Annotated in this window: 15 protein-coding genes; 10 read left to right on the top strand and 5 right to left on the bottom strand. The window is 55.1% G+C overall.

Annotated features, from left to right (window positions below):
• Nucleotides 1-37 precede the first annotated feature (37 nt).
• The 6 genes from V3C20_RS03460 to V3C20_RS03440 all read left to right on the top strand — a co-directional run bounded on the left by V3C20_RS03460 (nucleotide 38) and on the right by V3C20_RS03440 (nucleotide 6,316).
• Nucleotides 38-1,321, top strand: a complete 1,284-nt coding sequence (locus V3C20_RS03460; protein WP_130083616.1) for an aminopeptidase P N-terminal domain-containing protein — start codon at nucleotides 38-40, stop codon at nucleotides 1,319-1,321.
• Nucleotides 1,322-1,386: 65 nt separating this feature from the next.
• A complete protein-coding gene (gene hisG / locus V3C20_RS03455; protein WP_130083615.1) occupies nucleotides 1,387-2,262 on the top strand; it encodes an ATP phosphoribosyltransferase in 876 nt (291 codons plus the stop codon).
• Nucleotides 2,263-2,302: 40 nt separating this feature from the next.
• The gene (locus V3C20_RS13420) at nucleotides 2,303-2,407 is read left to right on the top strand and encodes a hypothetical protein (RefSeq protein WP_012420149.1); all 105 of its coding nucleotides are present in this window, start codon (nucleotides 2,303-2,305) and stop codon (nucleotides 2,405-2,407) included.
• Nucleotides 2,408-2,688: 281 nt separating this feature from the next.
• Complete coding sequence (locus tag V3C20_RS03450; protein WP_130083614.1) at nucleotides 2,689-3,672, top strand: hypothetical protein; 984 nt, start codon at nucleotides 2,689-2,691, stop codon at nucleotides 3,670-3,672.
• A 43-nt stretch (nucleotides 3,673-3,715) separates the two neighbouring features.
• Entirely contained in the window at nucleotides 3,716-4,522 is an 807-nt protein-coding gene (locus tag V3C20_RS03445; protein ID WP_130083613.1) for a hypothetical protein, read from the top strand.
• 78 nt (nucleotides 4,523-4,600) lie between these two features.
• Complete coding sequence (locus V3C20_RS03440; RefSeq protein ID WP_149873743.1) at nucleotides 4,601-6,316, top strand: hypothetical protein; 1,716 nt, start codon at nucleotides 4,601-4,603, stop codon at nucleotides 6,314-6,316.
• Between the two features lie 118 nt (nucleotides 6,317-6,434).
• On the opposite strand, the gene V3C20_RS03435 is transcribed toward V3C20_RS03440, so the two are convergent.
• Both V3C20_RS03435 and V3C20_RS03430 read right to left on the bottom strand, forming a co-directional pair.
• A complete protein-coding gene (locus V3C20_RS03435; protein ID WP_130083611.1) occupies nucleotides 6,435-7,664 on the bottom strand; it encodes an ATP-binding protein in 1,230 nt (409 codons plus the stop codon).
• Nucleotides 7,665-7,676: 12 nt separating this feature from the next.
• Nucleotides 7,677-8,381: a response regulator transcription factor gene (locus tag V3C20_RS03430; protein WP_130083610.1), complete on the bottom strand. Its 705-nt coding sequence runs from the start codon at nucleotides 8,379-8,381 to the stop codon at nucleotides 7,677-7,679.
• Nucleotides 8,382-8,597: 216 nt separating this feature from the next.
• Between V3C20_RS03430 and ilvD the strand changes: the two genes are divergently transcribed.
• Nucleotides 8,598-10,274, top strand: a complete 1,677-nt coding sequence (gene ilvD / locus V3C20_RS03425) for a dihydroxy-acid dehydratase (RefSeq protein WP_130083609.1) — start codon at nucleotides 8,598-8,600, stop codon at nucleotides 10,272-10,274.
• Between the two features lie 159 nt (nucleotides 10,275-10,433).
• On the opposite strand, the gene V3C20_RS03420 is transcribed toward ilvD, so the two are convergent.
• On the bottom strand, nucleotides 10,434-10,856 hold the full coding sequence (locus V3C20_RS03420; RefSeq protein WP_130083608.1) for a hypothetical protein: 423 nt from the start codon (nucleotides 10,854-10,856) through the stop codon (nucleotides 10,434-10,436).
• Between the two features lie 75 nt (nucleotides 10,857-10,931).
• Nucleotides 10,932-15,011 (bottom strand): autotransporter outer membrane beta-barrel domain-containing protein, encoded by a 4,080-nt coding sequence (locus tag V3C20_RS03415; RefSeq protein ID WP_130083607.1) that lies wholly within the window; start codon nucleotides 15,009-15,011, stop codon nucleotides 10,932-10,934.
• A gap of 314 nt (nucleotides 15,012-15,325) precedes the next feature.
• Between V3C20_RS03415 and V3C20_RS03410 the strand changes: the two genes are divergently transcribed.
• On the top strand, nucleotides 15,326-16,387 hold the full coding sequence (locus V3C20_RS03410) for a tyrosine-type recombinase/integrase (protein ID WP_130083606.1): 1,062 nt from the start codon (nucleotides 15,326-15,328) through the stop codon (nucleotides 16,385-16,387).
• A 214-nt stretch (nucleotides 16,388-16,601) separates the two neighbouring features.
• On the opposite strand, the gene V3C20_RS03405 is transcribed toward V3C20_RS03410, so the two are convergent.
• Complete coding sequence (locus V3C20_RS03405; protein WP_130083605.1) at nucleotides 16,602-17,501, bottom strand: uracil-DNA glycosylase; 900 nt, start codon at nucleotides 17,499-17,501, stop codon at nucleotides 16,602-16,604.
• A gap of 209 nt (nucleotides 17,502-17,710) precedes the next feature.
• Here V3C20_RS03405 and thiH point away from each other — a divergent pair, with 209 nt between their 5' ends.
• Both thiH and V3C20_RS03395 read left to right on the top strand, forming a co-directional pair.
• The gene (thiH, locus tag V3C20_RS03400) at nucleotides 17,711-18,847 is read left to right on the top strand and encodes a 2-iminoacetate synthase ThiH (RefSeq protein ID WP_130083604.1); all 1,137 of its coding nucleotides are present in this window, start codon (nucleotides 17,711-17,713) and stop codon (nucleotides 18,845-18,847) included.
• Between the two features lie 148 nt (nucleotides 18,848-18,995).
• Nucleotides 18,996-20,882, top strand: coding sequence for an alkaline phosphatase family protein (locus V3C20_RS03395; RefSeq protein ID WP_161981319.1), 1,887 nt, complete (start codon nucleotides 18,996-18,998; stop codon nucleotides 20,880-20,882).
• The last annotated feature ends 104 nt before the right edge of the window (nucleotides 20,883-20,986 follow it).

Here is a 20,986-nt window from a genome sequence, read left to right as displayed (position 1 = left end):
TGATTGACAAGCCGGAAAAGCGGAGCATGCTGTCGGTATGAGATACGAGCCGCTTCCCTCCTCCTTCTATTCCGGCAACCGTAAGGAACTGGCCTCCCGGCTGCCTGCCGGCAGCATGCTGATCCTGCACGCCAACGACGTATTCCCTACCAATGCCGACGGCACCTTCGCCCTGCATCAGAATGCCAACCTTTTTTATCTCACCGGCATCGACCAGGAGGAATCCGTGCTGATCATGACCATCCGGGAAAACGGGTGGGATGAAATCCTGCTGCTGAGGGAGACGAACGAACAGATCGCCATCTGGGAAGGCGCGCGGCTCTCCCAGCAACAGGCCCAGGAACTGAGCGGCATTCAGGACGTGCGCTGGACGAAGGAATACGACTCCCTGCTGGACCGCCTGGTACCGTCCGCCGGAATGGTTTTTGTGGAGGCCAACCAGCATCCCCGCTGCACCTGCCCGGTGGAAACGCGCAATGCCCGCATGACCAAGGAGCTGAAGGAAAAATTCCCGGACGTGGTTTTGAAAAACGTCTATGAAATCCTTTCCCTGATGCGCCAGATCAAGAAGCCGGAGGAAATTGAAGCGCTCAAAAAAGCCTGTGAAATCACCAATGAAGGATTCCGTGCGCTACTCGGCTTCATCCGGCCGGGACGGGGGGAATGGCAGATAGAAGGCTTCCTCTCCAACGAATTCATCGGCAGGGGCGCCCGCAAATTCTCCTTCCTGCCCATCATCGCCTCCGGCAAGGACACCTGCGTGCTGCACTACATCCAGAACAGCAAGCGGTGTGAAGACGGCGCCCTGGTGCTCATGGACATAGGCACGGAATACGGCAACTACAACTCCGACATGACCCGTACCGTTCCCGTGAACGGGAAGTTCACGCCCCGCCAGCGCGCCGTATATGAAAGCGTGCTGAACATGATGACCTACGCCAAAAGCATCCTGAGGCCCGGAATCCTCAAATCCGAGTACGAACGCCTGGTGCGCGTCTTCGCCGCAGGGGAACTCGTCAAGCTCGGCCTCATTACTCCGGCCCAGGTGGCGGAGAACCCGGCTGATCCCCCCATCGTCCGCAAATATTATATGCACGGATGTTCCCACTTTTTAGGACTGGACGTGCACGACGTCGGGGAAAGCAACCCCGTCGTGCTGCCGGGCATGGTTTTTACCGTGGAGCCGGGCATCTACATCGCGGAGGAATCCATCGGCATCCGCCTGGAAAACGACATCTTGATCGGCGAGACGGAAAACACGGACCTGCTGGGGGACGTGCCCCTGCTGCCGGATGACATAGAACGGCTCATGGCCCGTTAAATTAACCGGGATGAGGTTCTGAACTTGACAATGAGGCCCGCGTGGGTTTTCATTTTCGTCCCATCATGTTGAAGAAACTCAAAATAGCACTTCCCAAAGGCAGTTTGCAGGACTCCACCGTGGAATTGTTCCGCAAGGCTGGCTACAACATCTATGTATCCAGCCGTGGCTACCGCCCGACTTCCGATGACGACGATCTGGAGCTCTTCCTGATCCGCGCCCAGGAAATCGGCCGCTACGTCAACGACGGTTTCATCGACTGCGGCATCACCGGACGCGACTGGATCTATGAAAACCGCGCGGATGTGGAAGTGCTGACGGACCTCCAATACTCCAAGGCCACCTCCAGACCCACCCGCTGGGTGCTGGTGGTTCCGGAAGACTCTCCCATCACCTGTGTGGAAGACCTGCAGGGCAAGCGCATCGCCACGGAAGGCGTGGGCATTACGGAACGCTGGCTTCAGGAAAAAGGCATCAAGGCCCATGTGGAATTCTCCTGGGGCGCCACGGAAGTGAAGGTGCCGGAACTTGTGGACGCCATCGTGGACATCACGGAAACGGGCAGCTCCATCAAGGCCAACAAGCTCCGCATCGTGGACACCCTGATGACCTCCTATCCTCAGTTCATCGCCAACAAGGAAACGATGAAGGACGAATGGAAGAGGCAGAAGCTGGAAGCCATGGTGCTCATGCTCAAGGGGGCTCTGGAAGCCCGCCGGAAGGTGGGCTTGAAGATGAACCTTCCCGCCGCCGCCCTGAACGGCTTGGTGGAGGCCCTGCCGTCCCTGCGGCGCCCCACCATCTCCCATCTGGCGGAAGAAGGATGGCTGGCCGTGGAAACGGTCATTGACGAATCCGCCGTACGGGATATCATTCCCCGGCTCAAGGCCCTGGGCGCGGAAGGCATCATTGAATACCCGCTCAACAAACTGGTTTATTAACCTTTTCTCACCACAGTAAAACAACAAACGAACCACAATCATGGGATCGCTCAAAAAACGCCGTAAAGCAAAAATCAACAAGCATAAGCGCAGCAAGCGCATGCGTCAGAACCGTCACAAGAAGCGTTTGCGTTACAAGTCCTAAGGTTTGTGCGCTTCGCTGCTCAAACTGGCAGTCAATCCGATTTCCGGAAAATCCCGGCGTCCTCCGTATTACGGAAGGACGCCGTTTTTTATGTAAAGGAAGAGTGGAGATGAGAAGACTTACCAATAAAACGGGAAAATTCTTAAGAATTTAGGTATGAAAAGAAAATTTAGCTATCCGTGAAAAGGTATAGTCCTATAATTTTGAGAACATTTTTTGAAATAACTTGACTTTTTTATAATACATGGTTCTGTATTGATATATTACCGTATCTATTAGCTATGAAACAATTATTCATATGGGGAAATCTTTTTTGTATAACGATTGGAGTATTTTCTTTTGGGTGGGCTGGAGATGAAAGTTCGGAAGAAGTAAAAGATTTATATATCAGTTCCAAGACACGTAATATTTCTGCCGAATGTGAAATTTTTGATTTAGACGAAAATGAAGATCGAAAACGAGAAAATATAGGAATTGGAGAAGTGGTGGATTTGAAGTTAGAAGGGAAATGGCTTTCTCTAGTAGATAAGGACAAAATAGAATGGAAGCTTTCCGAAGGAAGTGAAAAATGGGCAACATTGACTGTTAACAACAAGGATAAATATAAAGCAGTTTTAACGGCTAAAAATGATCCTGTTATCAAAGGTGAAGTATGTGTGGATGTCAAAACTAATTTGGAAGATAAGCCCAAGCCTAAAAAATTTAATGTTTTAGTGCCAAATAAGATTGAGGGGATAAATCTTTCTGAGCGAAGTCCTGATGGCCCTCGTGATGGAAAAGTGAATGAAGTTGGGGCTTCAACAAAATTAGCTTTATCATTTTTTCCTCGTACGGTCAGTTTTTCAAATGTAGATTTCATAGAAAAATCATTGGATGGATCAGGAGATGTACCTGACTGGGTAAATCCTCATACACCGAGCCCAGTTCCTCTAAGAATTGATGAGTATAATGGACATATGAGTGACTTAATTGGGAGTTATCCACCCAAGGAGTATAGAGAAAACTCAATATTATTATTTCAGAATCTTCCATTGCCGGTATTTTATTTTTATCGATGTGGATATTATACTGTTGCCAATGGAAAAGAATGTTGCTTGATAGGTGATGTAGTATATCTACAGACATTTGATCTAAGTTATGATGGGAAACGGATTGATGGATTGGAAAATTTCAAAGTTAAAATTCGTAAATTTAGATGTTCCGTTGAAAGAAGTACAGCTGGGGAAGCGATCCATATAGATACTGGAACTAGAGAAAATGATTGATCTAAAAGTGCATTGATAAATTAATTAAATAAATAATCATGGCATGAAAATAATATATATAACATCATTTTTAATTTTAGTTTTATTGTCGATTAGTAGAGCTGAAATGTTTGATAAAGCTTTAAGGAAACCCCCTCTTCATAGAACTGGCGAGTCTCTGGATACTGTAATATCACAGGCGGAAAAAATGGCAGTAGAAGGAAATATTTTTCAATTTTATGAACAAGTTTCAAAAATATTGCCGGATGCAATTAATGATTTACAAAAAGGAATGCGGCTTTTTTATCTGGTTGCTGCCGTACCTCTTGTTAATGATACTGTAGAAAGTAATGGAGAATGGTTGAGAGCCAATTCGGATCTGGATTATTGGGTGAAGGAAAAAATGATTCTATCATTTTTTCCGAAAGAGTTCATACAGTCCAATGAGGTTAAAATTCAACCGGAATTGCTGATGCTGAGGGAATTGTTTTTAATATACTCTTCCAAAATATTAAAACAATTTCGACAGGAATCAAATCCTCTTTTTCTTTATACTTATAAATATAATAGATTTTTATATTTATATAATATGGATCTTAGGCAAAATAGAGATAAATTTACAAAATATTGTAATTACATGAATGTTAGAATTGGGAGGCAAAGAAAATTGAATTCAATCATCAATAATATGGAAGAGGATTTTGTAGGGATATTAGTCAAATTTTATCCGACTAAAGCTGTACATGTGAAAAGATATCTTAAATTGGCAGGGTATGGGGATGATGAAATTCCTGATTTATTGGATAGAACAATTGGACGAGTTCCTCAAGCTTCCTACTTGTACAAGGGTTTTTCCAAGCGCAGAAAATAATTGGAAAAAATATTCTCATAGATAGCTTTCTTATTTAGCCTATTTATGTTTAAGCTCTTATTCCTCTATTTGTTTTTCTTGCCAGCAATTGTTGCTGGAGATCTGTCTCCCCAGCGTCTGGCGTGGCGAATGGAAACAGGGGATGTGCGGAATATTGCCGGGCTGTGCCGGGAATATGTTCAAAAGAAACTGGAGGCGGAAAAAACGTTTTCCGTAGAATCCTTGTTGAAGGACCGGGAGCTGGCGCAGGCTTGCTATATGGCCCATTTCTTTGCGTTGGTCGGGAAGGAGAGGACTTATATCCTTCATGAATTGAAGGACAGGGGATTCGTGAAATGGCTCCTGGATCATCCGGAGGTATTTGAGAAACTGACGTTTGCCAAGTCATCAGGAAAGGATACGCTGGCTGTATTGAGAAATATTTGGGTGAGGGAAGGGAAGGAACTTTCCGGAGTCGGTTTCAATATGGCGTTGGGAGCAGCGCTGGTTTCCACATCTCGGGAACCGGAAGCATGTGAGGCCCGGTATGATTTTTACAAAAAGTCTTTTGCGGAAAAGAAATTGTTTCCGCAGTTCATTACACTGGAGCCATGGGAATTCGGCATTCTCTTCCGTGGGAGGGAAAGCCTGGAGGAACTTGCATGGGCTCAGGATTATCTGGCTGGTAAAAAGAAGATTAAGGCGGGGAATGCAGGGTATGCCAGTTGCAGCCTGATCCCCTACCGGATGAAGAACAAGCAGGGAATCAGCGTGCATGCGGGTGGAGCGTTTTACGACCACAAACCGATTTCCTTACAGATTTATGTAGAGTATGGAGGCGTGTGCGGCGCCGTTTCCAAGGGGGCGGCCGGGTTTGTGAAGGCGAAGGGGATTCCTTCCTACACGATCGGGCAGCCAGGGCATTGCGCCTTTGTGTGGAAAGGGGCAGACGGAGAATGGAAGATAGGTAATAATATTTATGGCTGGATATGGTCGGAGGGCGGTTCCGGGGGGCCGTGGAAGGGTGCTGTTTCCACCATCACGGAGCTTCCACGTTTTTGGAAAGGAGAGGATGCCTCCGCTTCCAATTTATGTTATTATTTATCTCTTCTGGCTGCCGATCCCCAGAAGGCGGAAGCTCTGTTGAGGGAAGCGCTGAAACGGAATGCTTCCAATTATCCCGCATGGCAGGCCTTAATGAGGAGGAATGGCCGTTTGGCGGAGAAAGACAAGCTGGCTTTGTTGGAAGAGTTCAAAGAGGCCTTTCCCGGAAATCCCACTTTGTGGGAGTATTTTTTGAAAAAAGAACTGGGGCTTGATTGGAAAAAGGCGAATGGTTATGCCATTTATCCCGGATTGCTGGCAGAAAATGAATCGTGGGATTCCGTGGATGCCTATATGCGTAATTTTTGTGCTTTAGCCCGGAAGGATATTCCGGACATGGCTGGAAAGTTGCCTTATGAAGTGAAAACCAAGAGAATCTTTTTCAAGAACTGGCTGAAATTTTACCAGCAGAATAAGGTAGACCGGAAGGTGAGAGTTCAGACTTGCGCCGTATTGGAAAAGGCGCTTCCTCCGTTATTGAACCATGAAAAAACGGCTCTTCAATTTCTTGAATTTTATGGTCAGGTGCTTGACTTGTGGAAAGACAAACAGCTTTCGGCGCGGGCCAACGCTTGCCTGACTGCATGGCTGAAAGAGGCGGACAAGGCTTCCGTACGCAAGAAAATGGCGGAAATAGGTTTGAAAGTGGCCGACCAGCTGGGAAACAAAAAATCGCTGGTACGTTATGCGGAAGTCCATGCTGAACATTAAATAGAGAAATTGGTGGACGATAGTCTATTCTCTCTTAGACTAGAAAATGGATCAAAGATTTTGTAATTATTAACTTGTCTTCCGGAGTTGGAGTCAAATATTTTTGACTGTGCTTTTATTATGCCTTTGCTTCTTCCCGGAACCGTTTCAGAGGAATGGTGATGGTGAAGGCGGTTTCCCGATGGGGGACGCTGGTGACGGTGATGGTGCCGTCATGGGCTTCCACAGCCCGTTTGACGATGGAGAGGCCCAGTCCCGTTCCCTTGATTTCCGAGGAATGGTGGGTTTCCACCCGGTAGAATCTGTTGAAGAGGAAGGGAAGGCTTTCCGCGGGAATGCCCACGCCCGTGTCCGTCACGGTGATCACGCAGGCTTCCGGCGTTTTGGCGGCTGCCACAGTGACGGAAAGGCCCGGCTCCGTGTTCTGCTTGAGGGCGTTTTCCACCAGGTTGAACAGGACTTGCGTCCAGTAGAAGGGGTCCCCGTAGAGTTCCCAGTCCGGCGGAATGTCCATGTGCAGGGCGGCCTGTTTTTTCTCCCGGATGGAGTCCAGGCGGGAGAAGACGTCGTCCACGCAGGAGGTGATATGGAACCACTGCTCTTTCAGGATGGCCTTGTGGCCTGATTCCAGCTTGGAGATCATGAGCATGTCTTCAATGATGTTCATGAGCCGCTGGCTGTTCTGGTGCATGATGCCGATGAATTTGCGGGCCAGGGCCGGGCTTTCCTCCACCAAGTCGTCCTCCATCAGATTTTCCAGGTATCCCACGATGATGGTGAGCGGCGTGCGCAGTTCGTGGGAGGCGTTGGCCACGAAGTCCCGGCGCATCTGGTTGGTGAGGTAGTTCTGCGTGACGTTGCGCAGCAGGATGCGCTTTTCCCTGATGGGGGAGTCCGTGACGGCGCTGTCCAGATGCCAGGCGGTGATGCCGTTCTGCACTCCGCCTGGGGAGTTGACGGCGCTGAGGGTGAATTCCTTGGCGACGGGGCCGTCCGTGTCAAAGGCTTCCTGCACGTGGCCCAGAAGTTCCTGGTTGCACACCAGGGAGCCGACTTTGCGGCCTTCCAGGCGTTCTTCCTGGAAAAGTTCGCGCGCCAGCGTATTGGCCAGCACGATGTGTCCGGAAGGGCCGATGAGCAGGAAGGCCTCCCCCAGCGCTTCCAGAAAGCGCCGTTTGTCCGCAATGGCCTGTTCCTGGGCCTCCTCCCCGCGCTTCAGCAGGCGCTGGGCGTCCCTCAGGGCTTTTTTCCTGGCTTTCATGGCTGACCGGCATGTTTGCGCCAGGTGCCAGTTCAGGTACAGGGAGGCCAGCAGCAGGAGGATGAGGATGTAGTCAACGGCCGACATGGCGTGAAGACGTTAGGCAGGCTCCTGCGGAGGGCGGCGTCCGGGCAGGAGGAAGCGGTAGCCGATGCTGCGGACGGTTTCAATGCAGTCCGCATAGAGGGCCAGCTTCTGGCGCAGCCGCTTCATGTGCGTGTCCAGCGTGCGGCTCTGGGCCTGGTGGCTGTACCCCCACACGCAGCTGAGCAGATCATTGCGGTTCAGGATCTGCCCCTCGCGCTCAATCATGTAGATCATGAGCTTGAATTCCGTGGCCGTCAGGTCCACTTCTTCCTTGTCGATGTAGAATTTCAGGGCGTTTTTGTCAAAAGTGAAGGGGCCGTATTCCGCGATGACGCTGCCCGGCGTGTGTTCGCACCGCTTCAGCACGCTGGCCACGCGCAGCACGAGTTCCTTGGGGCTGAACGGTTTGGTTACATAGTCGTCCGCGCCCAGTTCCAGCCCCTGAATGCGGTCTTCCGCCTGTGCCTTGGCAGTCAGGAAGATGACGGGAATGCCCTGGGTGCGGCTGTCGCGGCGCAGTTCCCGGAGCACGCCGTGCCCGTCCATGCCCGGCATCATCTGGTCCAGCAGGATGAGGTCCGGCTTGTCCCTGCGGGCCACTTCCAGAGCGGTCAGGCCGTCGTAGGCCGTCACCGGGGCATGTCCGGCACGTTCCAGGTTGTAGGCGACGAGGTCCGAAATGGCGTGATCGTCTTCAGCGATAAGGATGGTTGCCATGGCTGTTTTTTTAGGATGAAGGCGCTGCCGTGTCTTGAGAATAGGTGTGACGATTTGTTCACATTTCCCTGCCGCGGACGGGAATCGGAGCAGGGCGCCCGCTCCTTCCGTGAACGGATTGTAACGGAAGCGCTTCCGTTTTGCAAGACTGGCCTAGATTCAACTTCTCTTCCCGCCGTCATGTGGTACACTTGCCCCGCACCACAATATATTGCCATGCGAAGCGATAAAGTTAAAGCAGGTTTCGAGCGTGCGCCGCACCGCAGTCTGATGCGCGCCACGGGGATGACGGATGAGGATTTGAGCCGCCCGTTCATCGCCATTTGCAATTCCTTCAATGAAGTGATTCCCGGCCATGTTCACCTGAATAAGGTAGCCGCGCTGATCAAGGAAGAAGTGCGCAAGGCGGGGGGCACCCCCGTGGAATTCAATCTGCCCGGCGTCTGTGACGGTATTGCCATGGGGCACGGCGGCATGAAGTTTTCCCTGGCCAGCCGAGAATTGATTGCGGACAGCGTGGAGACGATGCTCAGCGCTCATGCGTTTGACGCCATGATCTGCATTCCGAATTGTGACAAAATCGTTCCCGGCATGATCATGGGCGCCCTGCGCTGCAATATCCCCACCATTTTCTGCAGCGGCGGCCCGATGGCCGCAGGCATGGCGGAAGACGGCACCGTGCTGGACCTGAACAGCGTATTCGAAGCCGTGGCCCGCTTCAAGGCAGGCAAGATCAATGAGGCGGAACTCCATTCCCTGGAATGCCGCGCATGTCCGGGCGCAGGTTCCTGTTCCGGCATGTTCACGGCCAATTCCATGAATTGCCTGAGCGAAGTGATCGGGCTGGCTCTCCCCGGCAACGGCTCCCTGCTGGCGACGTCCGAGGAGCGCAAGGAGTTCTGGAAGCAGACCGCGCGCCGCGCCGTGGAAATGGCGAAGGCGGACGGCCCCCTGCCGAGGGACATCGTGACCCGTGACGCCATTGACAACGCCTTTGCGATCGACATGGCCATGGGCGGCAGTTCCAACACCGTGCTTCACACGCTGGCCATCGCCCGGGAAGCGGGAGTGGAGTATGACCTCCAGCGCATCAACGACATTTCCCGCCGCACCCCGAACATCTGCAAGGTGGCGCCTTCCTCCCGCTTCCATATGCAGGACGTGCTGCGCGCCGGCGGCGTGAGCGCCATCATCCATGAAATTTCCAGGATTCCCGGCTCCCTTCATCTGGATGCCATGACTGTCAGCGGCAAGACGCTGGGAGAAACCGTGGAAGGATGCGGAATCACGGATGAAACCGTGATTCATCCGCTGGAAAACGCCTATTCCAAAGACGGCGGCCTGGCTATCCTGTTCGGCAATCTGGCGGAGGAGGGCGCGGTTGTGAAGAAAGCCGGGGTGCACCCGGACATGATGAGTTTCCGCGGACCTGCCGTGATTTTCGAGTCCCAGGAAGATGCCTGTGAAGGCATCCTTGCCGGGAAGGTAAAGTCCGGCGACGTGGTCGTCATCCGCAATGAAGGGCCCAAGGGCGGCCCTGGCATGCAGGAAATGCTGGCTCCCACCTCCTACATCATGGGGCAGGGCCTGGGCGCGGAAGTGGCGCTCATCACGGACGGCCGTTTTTCCGGAGCCACGCACGGCGCCTGCATCGGCCATATCTCCCCGGAAGCTGCGGAAGGCGGCCTCATCGGCCTGCTGAAGGACGGGGATATCATTGAGTATTCCATTCCGGACCGCACGCTGAACGCCTGTCTGACGGAGGATGAGATCGCACGCCGCCGTGCGGAGTGGAAGCCCACGTACAACAAGGTTTCCTCCTCCTGGCTCAGCCGGTACCGCAAGCTGGCTACCAACGCCAGCCGCGGCGCCGTTCTCCAGAGCGGTGAATAAATGCCATCCGTTTTATTTCCGGCCGCTTTCCTCCTCCGGGGAAAGCGGTTTTTTATTTCCGCCCGGCTTTGTATTTGCACGGAATTCTCCTCACAAAGAGAGCCGCTCCCTTTCGGGGGGAGCGGCTCCGCTATCAACATAATACCGAAAAAGCATGCATTACCTGGTGATCCTGAAGGGGCCGCCCAGGCCTACCGGAGACATGGCGGAGGAATCATAGTCTGTTACCTTGTAAGTTCCTTCCGTGGCGGAGGTAAAGGTCATTTCTCCGGAACTTTTAACGGTCCGGGGATGTTCGCGGTCTTTCTCGGTCAGTGTCATGGAAAACCGGGCGGAAGCGGCGCCGGGCGCATACGTGTATGTTCCGGAAAAGATGCCGTCACCCGTTTCCAGGGTGCTGGACGAGGTGATTTTGTAGGATACGCCGTGGCCGTCCGTCATCACGATGGTGCTGTCTGTTTCCAGCGTCTGCGGAGGGGCCACGGCGGATGAGTCCGATTTGCCGGCACCGCCGCCGCAGGAAGCCAGCAGACATGCGCAGCCCAGAAGAATGGCGGGGCGGATTGAGGTTGATGAGTTCATGGAAAAGAATATGTCCAAGTAAAAAATTGCCTTCCCGGCCGGGTAGCAGACCGGGAAGGCGGGAACGGCTTTCCGTTAGAACGAGTAGCTGACGGAGCCGTTGATGCCTTGGGCTGTCAGGCCGGCTCGGCTTTCCAGGGAGTACCCGATGCGGGCGCTCCAGCGGCTGCCGAAGGTGGCGCTGACTCCGGCGTTGACGCGCAGGGCCGTGCGCCCCTTATTGATGCCGCGTGCCGTCCAGGATCCCAGATCGCTGCCGACCGTGCCCTTGGGATTGATGCGGCTGAGGTCCTGTGCCACAGCCACTGTGATTCCGGGTGTCAGGGTGGTCTTGGTACCTACCGCAAAGGTACGGGACACGGTAATGCCTACGGGCAGAGTCCAGTTCTGGGCGCGGGCTCCGCTGAAGGTGCGTGCCAGGTCGCCGCTTTCAGTGAAGCTGTCCGTCTTCCCGGTCATGAATTCCAGCCCGGCAAAGGGTGCGATAACCAGCTTGTTCTCCAGCTCTTCCGTCCAGGTGGCGTAAACAGCCGCTCCGAAAGAGTCCGCGTCAAACTCCCCATGGGCGGAGGTATCTGCTACGCGGGCGTTTCCGTCAAAGGAGGTGGTGCCGAAGGCGGCGTATCCGTCCAGGGTCAGTTTCTTGTTGCGGGAGGGAGTATAGCGGCCGTAGGCCATGGCCATGAAGGAATCCGCATCATAGCTGGAGAAGCCTCCCTTGTCCTGGAAAGTGCCGAAAGACTGGCCGACGGCCACCCCCGCCAGGGCGGAAGAGGAGAGCTTGAAGTCCGCGCCGACGGCATAGCCGCCCGCATCGTACTTGTACCCGTCAATGCCGTGGCGGGCGTTCTGGTCCGTCCAGGAGCCCAGTCCGCCAACCCATACGGAGCCGCGGCCGGAGGCTACGGGAGCCATGGCGATGGGGGAACCCTTGGCATCCACGGCCTGCATGGGCCTGGCAGCCGGGCTGTTCAGACCCTGGGCTGCGGAAAGTGCCCCCTGCGTCCGGACGAGGGACGCAAAGCCCTTGAGGGCGTCATTGGAGGCCCAGGCCGCATTGACTACGGTTTCTCCGCTGACGGACTGGATCATGGCTGCCGCGGCATCCGCGCTGGAGGTTCCCAGCAGGTTTTCAAAGAACCTGTGGGCGGCGGAGCCGTCCCGCACGTTCATCCGGACCTGCTCCATGCCTGCCGCCACTCCGGAAACGTTGCCGGAATATCCCTGCATGGGAGAAGCCACGCCTTTCATGTTCTGGGACAGCCGGATGGTGCCGTCCTCATTGGCGGCGGCCGTTGTGGAAACGAAGGCGGAGTTGAACAGGGGCAGCCCGGCCGCATCCGCCCCGGTAATGGTAACGTTGTCCACGGATGAGATGCCGGAGGCCGTGTGGGTAAGATCCCGTCCATTGCCCGCTTCGTCAGTGTGCCAGAGCTTGACGGAGGAATTGCCGTTGAACGTGATGTCGTTGAGCAGCAGGGAGGAGCCTTCCCCCACTTCCACCACGGCATTCCCGTTGAGTTCCAGCGTATCGCCGGCCAGGGTGGAATTGTCCGTCAGGATGATGCCCTTGCCGTTGATTTCATAGTCCGTCAGGTCTTCAACGCCCAGTTGGGCGCCTTCCACGACAAGTTCGTTGTCAATTTCGGCCACATGGCCCACGATCAGGGAACCGGCTCCGGAATACTGGAGGAAGTCGCCGCCGAATCCGTTGTCTTCCTGGTCTCTGCCGCCATAGAGCAGGTTGCCGCCTCCCAGCTGGACCAGGCTGGCGGATCCGCGGACCCATTCCGGATCGTCATCCAGGGTGAAATAGTCGGCGTCGGAAATGCCGCTGTTGATGACGGTGGTTGCGTCCGCGTCGGTATTGACTACGATGGCAGCTCCATCTTCGGCAAAAATGTCATTGGCTTCACCTCCCGCCATGTTGCCGTCGAAGAAGGAACCGGAGTCGATGACCAGAAGGCGGTCTTCCATCAGGTGAATGGCGCCGCCAAGGCTGCCCGCGGTATTATCCGTGAAAACCGTGTTTTTACCGAGCCAGATATTGGCTCCTTCGTTTTCGAAAAGGTCGTCCACATTGTCGCCTTCCTGCCAGGCCAGGTTGGCCGTCAGTTCGGAGGCGATGGCGCCTCCGTTGACTCCGGCCCGGTTGCCGGAGAAGACGGAACCGTTGCCTACGACGATGTCCAGAACTTCCGTGGTCAGTTTGGAGGTCCGTTCCCCGTCAACGTAGGTCATTGTCTCGGCAATGTTGTTCTGGGCAAAAACGGCGCCCCCGGACCCGGAGGCCGAGTTGTCAATGAAACGGTTGTTTTCTCCGATCACGATGTCTCCATGCGCATACAGGGCTCCCCCTCTGGAAATATCCATGGCGGCGGACCTGCCCGGAGCCGTGCTGTTCATGAACGTATTGTTGCGGCCCGTGGTGATTTTGTTCTCACGCTCCGTAATGGTGACGGTCCCGTTGAGGATGTTTCCATTTTCATCCGTGTCCCTGATGCTGGCCTGGATGAGGCTGTTGTCCGAGTCGCTGAAGGCGCTCATGTGGTAAACGGAGGCATCTTCCGTTCCCTGGTAGGTGACGTTGTCACCCAGCGTGATGGTATTTTCCGCCGCGACGGTGGTCATGGTCAGGGTGACGTTGTTGCCGATGACGATGCTGCCCCCGTAGGTGCCTTCGCTGTATTCTCCGGAGGCCAGAACGTAGTCGCCCTCCGCATCCTGCTTGAGCGTTCCTTCAAAGGAAATGGTCCCGCGGGTGGAAACGCCTTCATCGTCGATATCTCCCACCGTATCCGCCGCCCAGATGTCGGCCATCTGGCTGCCGGAAAGGTCGTTGTCCCCGGTGATGGTGGTGTTGCTGCCAATGTAGATGTCTCCGCCCTCTGCGTAAATGTCCACGTCATTCAGCGTGGAATGGTCGCCGATGGAAACAGTGGCCTGGTCGCCCACGGCAGTGGTCATGTGTACGGTTCGGGAGCCGTCTTCCTTTTCAAAGATGGAGACGGAATCCAGTTCCACGGAAATGGCGTCCAGCGTGACAGAGGTCAGTTCCGCGCCATTTCCTATGAAGATGGAGCCTTCGGCATCCAGATCATAATTTTCGATGGAGCTGTTGCTGCCGATGAATATGTCGCCGGACAGCCCCATGGATTCCTGAATGCTGGTTCCGGGCTGGTAGCGGCCCTGGTTGTCCTGGATGGAAATGCCGGACGCGAGCACCAGGGCTCCCGTGGTGATTTCCGCCCGGTCCGTGGCGGAAATGTCGCTGCCGTCTCCCAGGAGAATGTCGCCGCCGGTATAGAGGTCGCCGTCTCCTGCCGTACTCAGATCGGTATCAGTCATCGTAACGGCGCCGGCACTGAAATCGATGCCCCCCGTGGCTCCCACGGATTCCGACTTGCCGATCAGGATCTTGGAATCTTCGTCTTCATAAACGGATGTCGTGTTGACGGCCCCAGTGGAGATGAGAGTGGAATCGGACAGGGAAATATCTCCATGGGAGACAATTTTACCGCGGACGCCGTCGTCCATGGACAAGTCCATTTCATCAATCCAGACATCCTTTCCCAGTTCCATGGCAATTTCTCCCGGAGTATTGGTGACAACCGTGGAGATGAAGGCTCCCGTTTCGGGGTCGATTCTTGTCTCTATGGAGGTGGAATGTCCGGTGGTGACATTGTTGCCGTCAAGAAAGACGCCGTCTCCCGCTACCAGCTTGTTGTTTTCCAGCAACAACCATGTGCCGTCCAGGGTGGAGCCGCTTTCTATGGAAAGGATGATTCCACTTTCATCCGTTCCGCTGAGCATGCCGTCCGTCATGTTGCCGACCCGGACGGTTCCCGTCCCTGCTACATTCACATTCTGCATGGAGACTGAGGACATGTCCCCGTAGTTGAAATTGGAGACGGTGCCATGGCCGTCCGAGGCAAGGGTGATGCGGGCGTCTGCGGGCAATGCCGTCAGGTCCGTTCCCTGGAAGTCAATGGCTCCGGTGATCTTGAGCGTATCTCCATCAGCAAGCTGGTTCCAGGCTTCCTTGAATTCTTCCAGATTGGAAGCGGTGTATTCGGCTGCGAAAGCCTGGCAGCCAAGGGCGCACATGGCTGTCAGTAAAGCCCGGCGCAGAGGTAGTGGTAAACGAGGATTCATGATTTGGTATGTTTGTGTTCATCGGGAAGAAAAAGGATAGAAATGCCTTTTTCTTCCCAACACCTACATACAGGATTGCCAATCCTGTGTTCGTGAATGCATTTGTCTCGTTTACATATTGTTAGAAAGTCCTCTTTCCTTTTTCCCGGACGGGAGCGTCGATGTTTTTAATCTAACAAATAGATTGAAATTTGTACATGATGAATTAATTCTAAAACCGCCATAAAATATGAAATATTGTAGTTTTTTTACTTGCTATCAGGATTGGCAATCCTGTGAGGCATAAAACATTATTTTACAATTACATTACTCGAATGAGGGAACATATCGAAAATCGCGCCGAATATTTGGCGGCGGAAATGTTGTTGAAAGAGAGCGGGCTGAATATAGTGGAGGCGGCTACCCTGGCTCTGGAGCTGGTGCAGCTCTGCGGCGGTTCCCGATGCAGCATGCGCCGTGCCAGAAAGGCCATTGAGCTGGGAGCGGAGGAACTGAAAAACGGAGAACAGACGGTATCCTTTGCGGCCGCCGTGGATGAAACGCTGAAAGTGAAGTGCGGGCGGCGCCCCGCCACCCTGCGGGATATCAGGTACTTTACCGGCGCGCTGATGCGCAGATGCCCGGAATTAAAGAACTTCCCGGTCAGGAAACTGACTCCGGAGCATTGTTCGCGTTTTCTGGAATCCGCCTTTTCTTCAGGGAGGCAGCGTTACAAGGCGAGGGCTGTAATGAGCGGGGTTTTGAGTCTTTCACTGCGGCGCGGGTGGTGCGGAGAAAATCCTCTGGCCCGGGTGGATGTTCCTTCCTTCCGTGAGCAGGTCATTGCCGTACTGAATCCTGAGGAGATAAAATGCCTGAGGAACGCAGCGGAATCTCCCGAATTCCGTGATTGCGCTCCTGCTGTCTGGATCATGATGTATGCCGGAATCCGTCCGGGAGAGGTGGCGCGCCTCCGGTGGCGGGATGTGGATTTGGAAGAAAGGGTGATTTCCGTAAGACCGTTGGCAAGCAAGACGGGCGGCGCGCGCCATGTTACCGTTCAGCCCGTGCTGGAACGGCTTTTGACGGGGTATGGCATTCCGGAAGGGAACAGGATTTTATGTCCATCGAACTGGCTTCTGCGCTGGAGGCAGCTCAGGAAAAAAGCAGGGTGGGGAAGCGGCGGCAGGTTCGGGGCATGGAGGCCGGATGTCCTGAGGCATACCTACGCTTCCTTCCATGCCAAATGGTTCAGGGATTTCCCCCTGCTTCAGATGGAAATGGGGCACCGTTCCTCCGCCCTGCTGCGCGCACGGTACTTGAATATGGAGGGAGTAAGCCGTGAGAGGGCGGCTCTGTTCTGGGAAGTGCCGGAAAAGGAGGAACTCCATGGATAGGGAAGCCTGACTGTTCCGGACGCTTTTGCCGTTTCTTCATGGTACCCGGCTCGGACACGGCGCGGGAGGGAATATGAAAGCCGGGGCGCATGGCGTCTTGCGGTGGAATTCCCACGGTTTCTGCAAATGGCGCTCGGCACGCTGACGCGCATCAGGGGCAGGCCGCCGGGTTCTTCCGGTTTGGCTGCGGCATGTGTAAAAGGGAGCAGGGAGTTTATTCCCTGGGCAGGAAATAGCCGCGCTGCTTTTCGGAGACTGGCATGCCCATCCGTTCCATCACGGCCAGCATGTCTTCCCATACCTTGCGCTTTTCCCGCGGATTGTCCGACCTCAGCAGGTAGCTTGGGTGGTAGGTGACGCGCACGGGAATGCCGTTGAGATCGTGGAACCTGCCGCGCATGGAACTGACGGAACCCTGTTCCCCCAGCAGGCCGACTGCGGCAGTGCCTCCCAGGGCAATGATCATCTTCGGCTGGATGACCTGGATTTCATGCATGATGATGGGAAGGCAGGCTTCTATTTCCTCCGGCGTGGGGGCGCGGTTGTTGGTTCTCTGGTTCGGCAGGGAAGGCCGGAATTTGACGATGTTGGAAATATAAACCATGTCCCTGGAAAGCCCCATGGCTTTCAGAATCTGGTTGAGTTTTTCCCCGGCCCGTCCCACGAAAGGTTCCCGCTGCACTTCTTCATAGTACCCCGGAGCTTCGCCGATCAGCATGAGCTGCGTATGGGGATTGCCCGTGGCAAAGACCATGGTATCCCGCAGGGAGTTGAGGTCCCGTGCAGGCTTCCAGTTTTGGGCCAGGTCCCTGAGGTATTGCAGCTTGTCTTCCATTGTTCCCTCCGGCAGCGTGATGGAGGAAGACGGTTTCCGCTCTTCCGGGAAAAGCTCCGGATTTGTACTTGGGGGCGGTGTTTTTGTGGGTTGCGGTTCTGGTCGCGGAGACGGGGAAGACGGGGAAGACGGGGAATGTGCGCGGCTTCCCTTTTTGGCGGTTACATACCATGTTCTCAGGACGTCCCGGGCCTCCTCCGTCAGGCTGGCGCGTGTGGTTCCCCTTTGGATCAGGGAATCAAGGTAATGGCGGAAAAGGCTGTTCGGCGTGGAGGTCATGGGAGGATAAGGCCAGATTAGTCCACGGAAGGCCGTCTGTCACGACGATTTGCAGCTTCCCTTTTTCTCCCGGAATCCCGCCGTACCGGGAAATGACACGGTAAAGGATGGAATCCCCGGTGCAGAAAGGAGCAAATTGGCTCTCCCGGCGACGGTGCGGAGATTCCGCACAGGGATCGGTCCTCTCTCATTCCTGATTAGTTATCCTTATGCCCTTCTCTGAAGAATTAAGCACACTGACGGCCCATCCCTCTCCCCTCGTGCGCCGTTTCATGTCCCTGCTGGAACCTGTGGACGACGCCCGGCTGGAGGCGATGGCGCAGGAGAGCCGGCGGCTGACCCGGTTGCATTTCGGCAGGACGATCCGGCTGTTCGCCCCCATCTACTTGTCCAACGAGTGCATCAATAATTGCAAGTATTGCGGCTTTTCCCGGGACAATCCCATCATCCGCACCACCCTGACGGTGGATGAAGTGGTGCAGGAGGCCCGCTACCTGTACGGGCTGGGCCTGCGCAGCATCCTGCTGGTGGCTGGGGAGCATCCCAAGTTCGTTTCAGACGGGTACATGCAGGAATGCCTGGACGCGCTGCATTCCTTTATCCCCTCGCTGGGGCTGGAAATAGGACCGCTTCCGGACGACCGCTATGCGGAAATCGTCCACCATGGGGCGGAACAACTGGCCGTGTACCAGGAGACCTACAACCGGGAGGTGTATGAAACCCTGCATACGGCGGGCATGAAGAAGAATTTCAACTGGCGGCTGGATTGCCCGGAACGCGCCTACCAGGGCGGCTTCCGCCGCATTCAGATAGGTGCCCTGTTCGGCCTGTCCCCCTGGCGGCGGGAGGCCATGGCGCTCGCCGCCCATCTGGACTATTTGCAGAAGCATTGCTGGAAGTCCGCGCTTTCCGTGGCGTTCCCGCGCATGCGTCCCTACGCCGGGAATTACGAGTATGAACCCGATCCGGAATTGATGCTGGACGACCGCCATTTTGTCCAGCTTATGGCCGCCCTGCGCATCTGCTTCCCCAGGATAGGCATGTCCGTCAGCACCCGTGAGCCGGAGCCCATGAGAAACGCGCTGATGCATCTGGGCATGACCCACATGTCCGCCATTGCCCGGACGGAGCCGGGCGGCTACACGGGGGTGGGAACGGCCACGGCCCACCTGACGGTGCGGGGGAACAGGGTGGATTTGCCCGAAGAAAAGAAGGGCCGCTGCAAGGCGACGGAACAGTTTGAAATTTCAGACCAGCGTTCTCCGGAACAGGTGGTCTGCGCCATCCGGGGCGCCGGGCTGGAACCCGTCTGGAAGGATTGGGATTCAGGGCTGGACGTGGTTTGATCCCGGAATTTTCTAGACGCCTGCCGGACGTTCCTCCCTGCCGGGAGGGGAGACGCGTTCCGCTCAAAAACCGGATGACAGCCTTGTTGTCCTGATGCTGTAATGTGACATTGACGACTTGTTTCCTCCACTATATTTCATGGAGGCCATGATTCGTTATTATTGGGGCAGGTTTTGGCCGTTTCTCCTGTTTGCGTTCGGGATTGAAGTGGTGGAAAACCTGTTTACGGTGTTTTTTGAATACCGCAACATGGATTTCGGTTTTCTGCCTTTGCTGAAAACGGGGTATATTTTCATAACGGAGTTCCTGATCACGATGTGCTACTGGCTTCTGCCCTATGCCATTTACCTGTGGCTTCTGCCCCGCAGCAAGGCCGGAGGCAGGGCGGACCGCTGGATTACCCTGGCGTGGTTTTTCCTGTTTGCGCTGGCCAACCTGTTTGAAGATGTGGCGGAAGCCTTTTTCTGGAACGAGTTCGAGGCCAGTTTCAATTTCATTGCGGTCGACTACCTTATTTACACCAAGGAGGTGATCGGGAACATTTACGAATCCTACCCCATTGTTCCTATTCTGCTGGGCATTCTGGCCGTCTCCGTGCTCGCGGCCTGGACCATGCGCCGCTTCCTGGTTCCCGGGAATGCGGAGGCCCCCCGCGGATGGAAGCGAGGCTGCGTGGTGGCCGCTTTGCTGGCTTGCGTCACAGGCGGTTATTGGCTGGTGGACATTAAGGACGCGGATTCCGTAGGCAACCGCTATAATTCGGAAATGGCCAAGGACGGCCTTTACAGCCTTTTCAGTGCCTTTATCAAGAATGAACTGGATTACCGGACCTATTACAAGACCCTGCCGGACCAGGACGCCGCGGAATTTCTGGCCGCGGAATTCACGGCAGACGATACTTCCGTGCCGGATGCCGCCGCCGGAAGCGTGAAGAGGCTGGTACGCCCCGCCGGGGAGGCCATCCGCCCCAATGTGGTGGTGGTCATTATGGAGAGCATGGGCGCGGAATTCCTGAATGAATGCCGGAAGGACGGGGAGGACATCACCCCATGCCTGAGCCGTCTGGGCCGGGAGGGAATCTTTTTCCCGAACACGTATGCTACGGGCACCCGCTCCGTGCGGGGGCTGGAGGCGGTGAGCACCTCCATTCCGCCGCTGCCAGGCATGTCCATCGTGCGGCGGGAGGGCAATGAAAACCTCCGGACAATCGGTTCCATTTTCAAGGAAAAGGGATATGACCTCAAATGGATTTACGGGGGGTACGGCTATTTTGACAACATGAATTATTTCTTCGGGAACAACGGGTTCCAGGTAATGGACCGCAACTCCATGGATGATTCCGAGGTGACCCATTCCACCATCTGGGGTGTCTGTGATGAAGACCTGTTCCGCCGCGCCATCCGTGAGGCGGATGAGTCCTGCGGACGCGGAGTGCCGTTCCTGCAGGTGGTGTTCACGACATCCAACCACCGGCCTTATACGTATCCGGAGGGCCGCATTGACATTCCCTCCCACACCGGACGCCTGGGAGCCGTGAAATACGCGGATTATTCCGTGGGGGCCTTTGTGGAGGAAGCCAGGAGCAAGCCCTGGTTTGACAACACGCTGTTCGTTTTTGTGGCCGACCACGGCGCCGGGAGCGCCGGGAAAAAATCGCTCAATCCGGAAACGCACCGCATCTTTTCCATTTTTTACGCTCCGGCCCTGCTGAAGCCGGAACGGCGGGAGACGGCGATCAGCCAGATAGACGTGCTTCCCACGCTTCTGGGCCTGTTGAAATGGCCTTATGACGCCTCCTTCTACGGCAAGGATGCCTTGAAACCCTCGTACCGTTCCCGTTACTTCGTGAGCAATTACCAGTACATCGGCTACCTGCGGGGGGACGACATGGTGGTGCTCAAGCCCCAGCGCGGCGCGGAATTCTACCGGGACGGGAATGAAGTGGCCCCGGACGACCGCATGAAGGAGCTTGAAAAGGAAGCGATTTATTATTATCAGAACGCTTCCGACTGGCGGAAGCACCTGAAGGAATAATTATTGATTCCCCTGATGTGTGCCGGGATGACCGCTTGGCTTTCCGGAGATGGATGGTTTCTGATAACGTTCCTCCCCGCCGGGTGCATATGCCTGTCTGGTGA

Origin of the sequence: Akkermansia sp. RCC_12PD, from assembly GCF_036417355.1 — a bacterium.
Taxonomy (GTDB): domain Bacteria; phylum Verrucomicrobiota; class Verrucomicrobiia; order Verrucomicrobiales; family Akkermansiaceae; genus Akkermansia.
Note: the sequence above shows the minus strand (reverse complement) of the source record. Positions and strands in the feature narration are given on the sequence as shown.